This window comes from Peptoniphilus grossensis ph5, assembly GCF_000311825.1.
Taxonomy (GTDB): Bacteria; Bacillota; Clostridia; order Tissierellales; family Peptoniphilaceae; genus Peptoniphilus_A; species Peptoniphilus_A hominis.
In genome coordinates this window covers 79,553-87,495 of the sequence record NZ_HE978569.1, presented here as the reverse complement: position 1 = coordinate 87,495, position 7,943 = coordinate 79,553, and the positions used below count along the sequence as shown (strand labels likewise).

The following is a 7,943-nucleotide window of genomic DNA, read 5'->3' as shown; positions in this document are numbered from 1 at the left end:
CATTTATAGGAATAGATGCACCACCATATGAATCAGGAAACTTTAAAGCAGATCAAAGAAAAATAAGCAAAAGAGGAAACACAATACTAAGAAAAGTAGGCTACCAGGCAATGAAATGTATGATGAGTGCTAAAGATCCAGAGAATGAAATATATAAGTATATGATAAAAAAAGAAAAAGAAGGAAAAGCCAAAAAAGTTTGCAAATTTGCAGGATTAAATAAATTCTTAAGAATCTACTATGCAAGAGTTATGGAATCAAAAGCCGAGAAAAAAGAATTAAAAGTAGCATAGGATTGAAAAAGCACTAAAAAGCAAGCCGAAAAATAATCGGCTTAATTGTAATGCTCAAAACTAATAAATAAATAAAGAAAAGAAAAATAACCCGAAAATAAATTCGGGTTATGCTTGACTTTTGTTAGCAGGTTTTATTGGGATTTTATGAGTTAAAGTATTTTTTAAAAAATATACACTGCTATAGAAATTAATACTATCTGAAGAATTGTCATTATTAAAAACAAAGGACTTACAAACTTGTACCAAGTATCTATTGGTATACCCATTAGTCCACATTGCAATATACAAGCTGTTGGCCAAAATATATCAGAAAAACCATCACCAAATATATAAGCAATTATTGCTATTTCTCTGTTTAGTCCAATAAGATCAGAAACTGGTAACATTATTGGGAGGGTTAAAGTTGCTTGACTCGAAGACCCAGTTACAAAAAAATTAATAACATTTTGGATGAATAGCATAATATTTGCAGAAATAATTTTGTGTGAATTATTCAGCAATGTTGACAAATAATATACTACTGTATCCGATATTAAAGCCTCATTCATAATAATTATTATTCCTCTTGTAAAACCTACAACTAAGACAGAAGATATTACGTCTTTAGTTGATAATATAACTTCTTTGCAGATTTTATTTGCGCTCCAGCCACTAATAGCTCCTGCAATAACAGCCATCATCAAAAACCACGCTGCAATTTCATCAATATACCAGTCCCAAAAAGCAGTCCCGCATAATAATACAACAATTGTTATAATAAAAGATATGAGCGATAAAAAATGTCTTTTTGTAGGTTCAAGACTTTCTTCGATTTTACTTTCATTAAAATCTTCTTTAAAAAGTGATAACTCTGGATTAGAGTAAATTTTGTTTGCATATTTAATAATGTATAAGGCTGCTGTAGCCTGAAAAATAATAAACACAACAATTCTATACCATATTCCCACATTTACTGGAAGACCTGATAATTCTTTAGCAATGCCTATAGAAAATGGATTAGTTGTTGCAGCTGAGAATCCAGTTGCTACCCCTAAAAATACAATTGAGCCTCCAACAATTCTGTCATATCCTAGTAAGATAAATAGCTGAATAAAAACCGGTATTAATCCATATACTTCTTCAAATATTCCCAATGTGGATCCAAGTATTCCAAAAACAAAGACACAAATTACAATTAATAGGTTGTTATTTCCATCAAGTCTTTTAATTAAAGCATTAATATAAGTGTTCAAGGTCCCATTTACTACTAAGATATTTACAAAGCTATATGCAAATATTATTAGAAAAAGTATATTAGCCGAACTTACATATCCTTTTTGAATAGCCAAAAAAATATCAAATAGATTGGGAGACTTCCCTTCTACGAACTCAAAGGAGTTTGGTACTACTACCGTTCTCCTAAGAACTTCGTCCTCAACTCTTGTATATTGACCAGATGGAATAATGTAAGTTAGTATACTTACTATTATTAATATGCTCATCAGAATAACATAAGTGTGGGGCATTTTAACATTTTCGAATTTTCTTTTTATTTTTTCCATACCATCACACCTCCTAGCTTTAAGATGTTATACTAATTTGTTACCTCTTACGAATACATTTTTTACTCTAGTGTAATTTGAAAATGGGTGATCTGTCCAAAAAACTAAATCTGCATCTAATCCCTTTTTTATATCGCCTTTTTTATCTTGAATTCCTAAAATTTCTGCTGGATATTTAGTAATTGCTTTTAATGCCTCAAGTTCATCTAAACCATTTTTCACACACATTCTAGCATAATCCACAAGATAGTAAATTGGAGTTACATCGTGATCTGCAGTTATGCAGAATTTTATTTTATTGTCTGATAAATATTTTGCTGTTTCAAAAGTTTTATTCCAACATTCTTGTTTGCCTCTTGGATTCATTGAAGGTCCTAATATTATTGGATACTTATTTTCTGCTAGATAATCTATAATAGAAATTGCATCAGTTCCATGTACGATGACCATATTAATTTCATATTCTTTAGCGATTCTAATTGCTGTACAAATATCATCAGACCTATGGGCATGAACATGAATTGGTATTTCTTTGTTCAAGACTTTTAACATGTTTTCCATACCAAAGTCTTTTCTAAAGTATCCATTGCTATTTTCTTTTTTATACTTATATTCTAAGGCTTCTTCAAAGCATTTTCTCAAATTATATGCAGTACCCATTCTAGAGGAAAAACCGTGGTTTGCAGTTTTTTGGATTTTCTCCTAAACTACATTTTATTGCAGTTTTTCTTTGAACTATCATCTTATCAGCTACTTTTTCGCCAAATTCTATGGTTGAACACATTCCGCCTACTACACCATCACTTCCTGGACAAATACAAGCGGTAGTTACTCCCGCTTTTAAAGCTGATTCCACCGCCTTATCGAATGGATAAATAGCATCTAGAACTTCTAGTTCTGGAGTTAGTGCTGAAGAATAATCACAACAATCATCTCCCAATTGTCCCATTCCTTCCTCACTAATGCAAATATGGCTATGGGCATCAATTAAACCTGGTGTAATGTACATATTTGTAGCATCAATAACAATATCTTTATCGTCATTTATTATATTATCTGATATTTCGTGAATTTTTCCATCTATAACTTTTATGTCTCTTTTTACAAATTCTTTTGACTCATAATCTAATAAAAAACCATTTTTTATAAGCATAACTTAACTCATCTCCAATTAATATCTTATCGTTACTGCTACTGTCATAAACACAAATTCTAATATAAGAATAATGATGAACAGTGGAGTAACAAACTTATACCATTTATCTAAAGACACTCCCATTAGTCCGCAACATAAAGCACAAGCTGTAGGCCAAAAAATATCTGCATATCCATTACCAAATTGATAAGCTAGAGCAGCTATTTGTTTGCTCAGCCCTACTAGTTCGGCAGTAGGAGCCATTATCGGCATGGTTATTGTAGCTTGACTCGTAGAACCGTTTATAAATATTTTTACAAGGTTTTGAATGATAAGCATTCCATAAGCAGCAAAGTACTTGCTACCTGTACTAAATACTTTTACTAGCCCATAAACAATAGTATCCGTTATCATTCCTTGTTTCATTAAAACAGTAATACCTCTTGTAAACCCTACAATCAGCATAGAGGACACCATAGATTTTGTTGATTCAATAAAAGTAGTACATATTCCAGTCGCAGAATAGCCGCTAATTATCCCTGAAACTACCATTGAAAGCAAGAATAGAGCTGCTATCTCATCTACATACCATTCTAATTTCAATACAGCATAAAGTAAAAATCCAATGGTACCAAAGAATAATAATAAACAAAGTTTATGTCTTGTTGTTAGTATTATATTATCTAAGTATTCTAAGGATCTATTAGGAATACCTTCGATATTTGTTCCGTACATTATAGACTTAGTTGGGTCCTTCTTTATCTTTCTTGCGTAAATCATAACATAGGTTATGGCAACAACTTCCATTACAAAAAAGATAATCCATCTAAATTGCATACCTGAATACAAAGGTATACCTGCAACATCTTGAGAAACCGCGACATTATAAGGATTAGTTGTTCCAGCTGCATAACCTATGGAGACTCCTAGAAATATTGTAGCTCCACCAACAATGGCATCATAACCTAAGGCAATAAATATACCTACCATAATAGGAAATAAGCCATAAACTTCCTCGTAAATTCCCATAGTTGAAGCTAAAAAACCTAATATTATCATTACTATAGGTATAAGTAGTTGAACACTGTTCCCTATTTTTTTTACTAAAGTCCCAAGTGCAGCGTCCATAGTTCCATTTTTTGTCAAGAAATATACAAATCCATAGGCAAAAATAATCAAAAACATAATATTTGCCGCTTCTACATAGCCTTGTTGTAAGGCTAAAAATAAACCAAAAATACTTGGTGCTTTTGTCTCAACAGTATGATATGAACCTGGTACTACAACCATCTTACCAGATACTGAATCTTCTATCCTGTCATATTCACCCGAAGGTATTACATGAGTGAGGACGAGAACGATTGCCATAATAGTAATAAGTATTACATAGGTATGTGGCATTTTAAAATTGAATTTTTTCGAACCTTTCTTTTCTTTCATTTTTTTCACCTCTTGTCCATATTATAAATCTTCAAGTAACTTGAACGTCAATGAATAAAGCTATATAATTTATATTACCAAATGTGATATTTTATGAAGAATTATAATTTTAATATAGACTATGTCTCAAAATTACTTGGCATTCCGAAATCTACATTAAGGTTTTGGGAAGAAAAAAATTTAATACAAATTAAAAGAGATGATAACGGATATAGAGTTTATTCCACAAGAGACATAATAAACATTGCAGATATTATGTCGTACAAAGATTTAGGTATAAAGATTAGTGATATTCAAGATTTAAGCAGCAATTCACTTATTAGTCAAGAGAAATTTATTAACGAGTCTTTAATTGAAACTCAAAAACAAATTAATAACTATTATAAAATTCTAGACAACCTTAATAATAAAAAGAAACAATTACAAAAATTATCTATACTGCAAAAAAATGAGTATACTACTGAAAATATTCAGTTTGATACAGTTGTTGAATTTAATATTCACGATGATGATTTAATTAAGCTCTACTCCCAAAATACCTCTCTATATATACGGTATTATAACTCTACTGATATGGACATTGAAAAAAGAGGTATTATAGTCAATTCATCTAATGAAAAAAATAATGTTTTGTGGACTAATAATAAAGAAAAATTTATAGTCTTTATGGTAAAGGAAATTGTTAATGCTGGTTATAAAAGTAATTTACCTGATAAATTAAAAAAAATAAATTCAAGTCTTAATACAGGGATAATTCTTTTAGAATATCTCACAACAGCTCTTGATAATGATGATATCGTAGATTATTATAAGGCATATCTTGAAATTAAATAGCCCGATTTTCGCTATTATTTAAGGGAGATACATTTTTTATATCTCCCTTGTTCTTTTAAAATATTTTTATATGTTATTTAATAAATCATCGCACACTGATACCATAGACAAGATTCCAGTAGATATAGCATCCTCACTAATTACTAGACCTGAGGAATGAAGGCTTGCATTTTTTTGATTTATAAATCCAGTCCCTAATCTATACATAGCAGCTGGTATAATTTCTCCATAATATGCAAAATCCTCAGATCCCATTGATGGAAAAGGATTATATATATAGTTTTCCTCTCCAAAATTTTTTATTATAGAAATTTCTATTATTTTAGAAATTGTTTCATTATTATTGGATACAGGTGTTCCTTTATTTATTATAACCTCAGCTGTTCCACCAAAAGTTTTACAAACATTTTCAGTAATCTCTTTTAATCGCTTGTGGAGAAACTCTCTAGTTTCCTCAGACAAAGCTCTGATAGCTCCCTTTACCAGTACTTCATCTGGAATTATATTGTACGCCTTTCCTCCATGTACAGAAGAAATGGTTATTATACCTTGATCTAAGGGACTTAGCTCTAGGTATAATATTTTGAATTCCACAAATAATATTTCCTAAAATTATAATTGGATCAACAGCATTTTCAGGGTGTGCGGCATATCCTGACTTTCCTTTAATTTTTATGTCAAAAGTATCGGAACAAGTACCCATTTTCCCGTGTCTGTGATATATTTTTCCAGCTACGATATTAGGCCAACAATGAAGACCAAATATCGCTTGTGGAATAGAATCTTTGCTTAAAGCTCCATTTTCAATCATATATTTAGCGCCTTCGCCTGTTTCCTCAGCAAGTTGAAAAATTAATTTTACAGTCCCATTTAAATCATCTTTATATTTATTTAAGATATATGCACAACCTAATAAGCTAGTTGTATGAACATCATGTCCACAAGCATGCATGACTCCTGCATTAGAAGATTTATATTCTAAACTGTTATTCTCATCTATTGGTATTGCATCTATATCAGCTCTTATAGCTATACATTTAGAGCTTTTTCCTCTAATAATAGCAACTACACCTGTTGAATTAATCTTTTCAACTTCTTCTATACCAAATTCTCTTAAAGTTTCTATTATAAAATCTGTTGTTTCATATTCTTTCATGGATAATTCGGGATTTCTGTGGATTTTTCTTCTAATGTTTATAAAAGTATCAATGTTTTTATTAACTTCATTTTTCACTTCATTAAAATTCATAAATTGCTCCTTTTAAATTATGGTTCCTGCGCCAGGCCCAAGAGGAATTCCTAAAACAAACCAAATTATCAAACTTACCGTTTGAACAATTAGTAATGTAAATGTAAATGGTAGTTCTAAAGATATCATTGTGCATAAACCAATTTCCTTTTCATAATTATCAGGCTTATAATCTTCCAATAAACCTAAGATTACAGGAACAGCACCTGCAATTGGAGAAATAATATTAGTTGCTCCATCTCCAATTCTATAAGCAACTTGAGTTAATGCTGGTGAAAATCCCATCATTGCAAACATAGGAACGAATATTGGTGCAAGTATTAACCATTTTGCAGAAGCACTTCCTATAAATAAATTTAAAAATGTACACAGTAGAATTAATAATATTATTAACAATACGGACGGAATTTGTAATGATTGTAACCAATTAGATCCATGTACAGCTAGAATTGTTGCTAATTTACTTGCATTAAACAATGTAACAAACATTGAAGCAGTAAACATTGTTGGAAAAATTGAAGTCATACCCTTAAGCTCTTCTTGAATATGTTTTGGGATATCACTTAATTTAGTAATTGTTTTAGCTCCAATTCCGTATAATGTACCTACTATAAAGAAGAACATAAATATTATTGGCATTACAGATGATATTAACGGAGACTTAGGTAAGAATCCGCCATTTTCATCTCTAAAAAAAGCATTTTTAGGTAATGTTAATATTAACATTATAGCGATGAATAGAATGAATCCATAACCAGAATATTTTAGTCCTTTTCTTTCTAAATTTGAAAGTTCTACGAGTGAAGCATCTTTATTAAAAGTCCTATTTCCATCATTATCTAAATATTTTATCAAAAACTTTTCTGCAACTAATGTGATGAAGATAGTTAATAAAATTGTCATTGCAGCCATAAAATAAAAATTCATTACTGGAGTTGTTGAACCTTCTATATTCATTCCTGTTGCTACACTCTCGGTTATTCCTGCTAGCAATACATCAGAATTACTAATAAATAAACTAGCACTCAACCCTCCAGAAGCAGCTGCATAACCTACTATGATTCCTGCCCATGGGTTTCTTCCTAAGCTAGCAAATATAGCAGCTCCTATTGCGGGCGTAAATAATATCCCTGCATCAGATGCAATACTAGAATTTATACCTACAAAAACTATTTAGACTTTGAATCAATTAGAAACTTTGGAATAAATACTTTTGACTTCCCAGAAGACTTCTTAAAGGGACTTGAAAATCCAACAGTTGATTCATTAAAAGCATACATCAAAGAACTTGCTGATAAAAAATATATAGAAAAAGAAGAAGAATTTGGCGACGAAAAATTCAGAGAAATCGAAAGAGTTGCTTTACTTCAAAATGTTGACCAAAAGTGGATGGATCACATCGACGCCATGGATCAACTAAGAAAGGGAATTGGACTTCGTGCAGTAGG

The 7,943-nt window shown here is 30.8% G+C and carries 9 protein-coding genes and 1 pseudogene; 3 read left to right on the top strand and 7 right to left on the bottom strand.

Annotated features, from left to right (window positions below; all coding sequences use genetic code 11):
* The coding region (locus tag HGPG_RS08915; RefSeq protein WP_019125742.1) for a transposase at positions 1–293 on the top strand (293 nt) is incomplete at its 5' end.
* Positions 294–457: 164 nt separating this feature from the next.
* Here the strand turns inward: HGPG_RS08915 and HGPG_RS08905 are convergent.
* From HGPG_RS08905 to HGPG_RS08895, 4 genes are read right to left on the bottom strand one after another with little or no spacing between them, the layout of a single operon-like run.
* The gene (locus HGPG_RS08905) at positions 458–1,837 is read right to left on the bottom strand and encodes a YfcC family protein (protein WP_019125741.1); all 1,380 of its coding nucleotides are present in this window, start codon (positions 1,835–1,837) and stop codon (positions 458–460) included.
* A gap of 27 nt (positions 1,838–1,864) precedes the next feature.
* Positions 1,865–2,497 carry an amidohydrolase family protein gene (locus tag HGPG_RS10440; RefSeq protein WP_218915222.1) on the bottom strand — a complete coding sequence of 211 codons (633 nt, stop codon included), beginning with the start codon at positions 2,495–2,497 and terminating at the stop codon, positions 1,865–1,867.
* 1 nt (position 2,498) lies between these two features.
* A complete protein-coding gene (locus HGPG_RS10435) occupies positions 2,499–2,990 on the bottom strand; it encodes an amidohydrolase family protein (protein ID WP_218915221.1) in 492 nt (163 codons plus the stop codon).
* A gap of 18 nt (positions 2,991–3,008) precedes the next feature.
* Positions 3,009–4,412 carry a YfcC family protein gene (locus HGPG_RS08895; protein WP_019125740.1) on the bottom strand — a complete coding sequence of 468 codons (1,404 nt, stop codon included), beginning with the start codon at positions 4,410–4,412 and terminating at the stop codon, positions 3,009–3,011.
* Between the two features lie 93 nt (positions 4,413–4,505).
* Here HGPG_RS08895 and HGPG_RS08890 point away from each other — a divergent pair, with 93 nt between their 5' ends.
* Complete coding sequence (locus HGPG_RS08890) at positions 4,506–5,246, top strand: MerR family transcriptional regulator (protein ID WP_019125739.1); 741 nt, start codon at positions 4,506–4,508, stop codon at positions 5,244–5,246.
* A gap of 66 nt (positions 5,247–5,312) precedes the next feature.
* Here the strand turns inward: HGPG_RS08890 and HGPG_RS10430 are convergent, their stop codons facing one another.
* From HGPG_RS10430 to HGPG_RS08880, 3 genes are read right to left on the bottom strand one after another with little or no spacing between them, the layout of a single operon-like run.
* Positions 5,313–5,840 (bottom strand): M20/M25/M40 family metallo-hydrolase, encoded by a 528-nt coding sequence (locus HGPG_RS10430; protein ID WP_218915220.1) that lies wholly within the window; start codon positions 5,838–5,840, stop codon positions 5,313–5,315.
* The gene (locus HGPG_RS10425; RefSeq protein WP_218915219.1) at positions 5,737–6,495 is read right to left on the bottom strand and encodes a M20 metallopeptidase family protein; all 759 of its coding nucleotides are present in this window, start codon (positions 6,493–6,495) and stop codon (positions 5,737–5,739) included. The genes HGPG_RS10430 and HGPG_RS10425 overlap by 104 nt, the downstream gene beginning before the upstream one ends.
* A gap of 12 nt (positions 6,496–6,507) precedes the next feature.
* A complete protein-coding gene (locus HGPG_RS08880; RefSeq protein WP_315969242.1) occupies positions 6,508–7,623 on the bottom strand; it encodes an AbgT family transporter in 1,116 nt (371 codons plus the stop codon).
* A gap of 36 nt (positions 7,624–7,659) precedes the next feature.
* On the opposite strand from HGPG_RS08880, the pseudogene HGPG_RS10160 reads away from it, so the two are divergent.
* A pseudogene (locus tag HGPG_RS10160) lies at positions 7,660–7,943 on the top strand (preprotein translocase subunit SecA); the annotation flags it as partial.

Coding starts and splice junctions, on each gene's coding strand:
- HGPG_RS08905 (WP_019125741.1), bottom strand. CDS start 1,837: ATGGAAAAAATAAAAAGAAAATTCGAAAATGTTAAAATGCCCCACACT.
- HGPG_RS08895 (WP_019125740.1), bottom strand. CDS start 4,412: ATGAAAGAAAAGAAAGGTTCGAAAAAATTCAATTTTAAAATGCCACAT.
- HGPG_RS10435 (WP_218915221.1), bottom strand. CDS start 2,990: ATGCTTATAAAAAATGGTTTTTTATTAGATTATGAGTCAAAAGAATTT.
- HGPG_RS10425 (WP_218915219.1), bottom strand. CDS start 6,495: ATGAATTTTAATGAAGTGAAAAATGAAGTTAATAAAAACATTGATACT.
- HGPG_RS08890 (WP_019125739.1), top strand. CDS start 4,506: ATGAAGAATTATAATTTTAATATAGACTATGTCTCAAAATTACTTGGC.
- HGPG_RS10440 (WP_218915222.1), bottom strand. CDS start 2,497: ATGGGTACTGCATATAATTTGAGAAAATGCTTTGAAGAAGCCTTAGAA.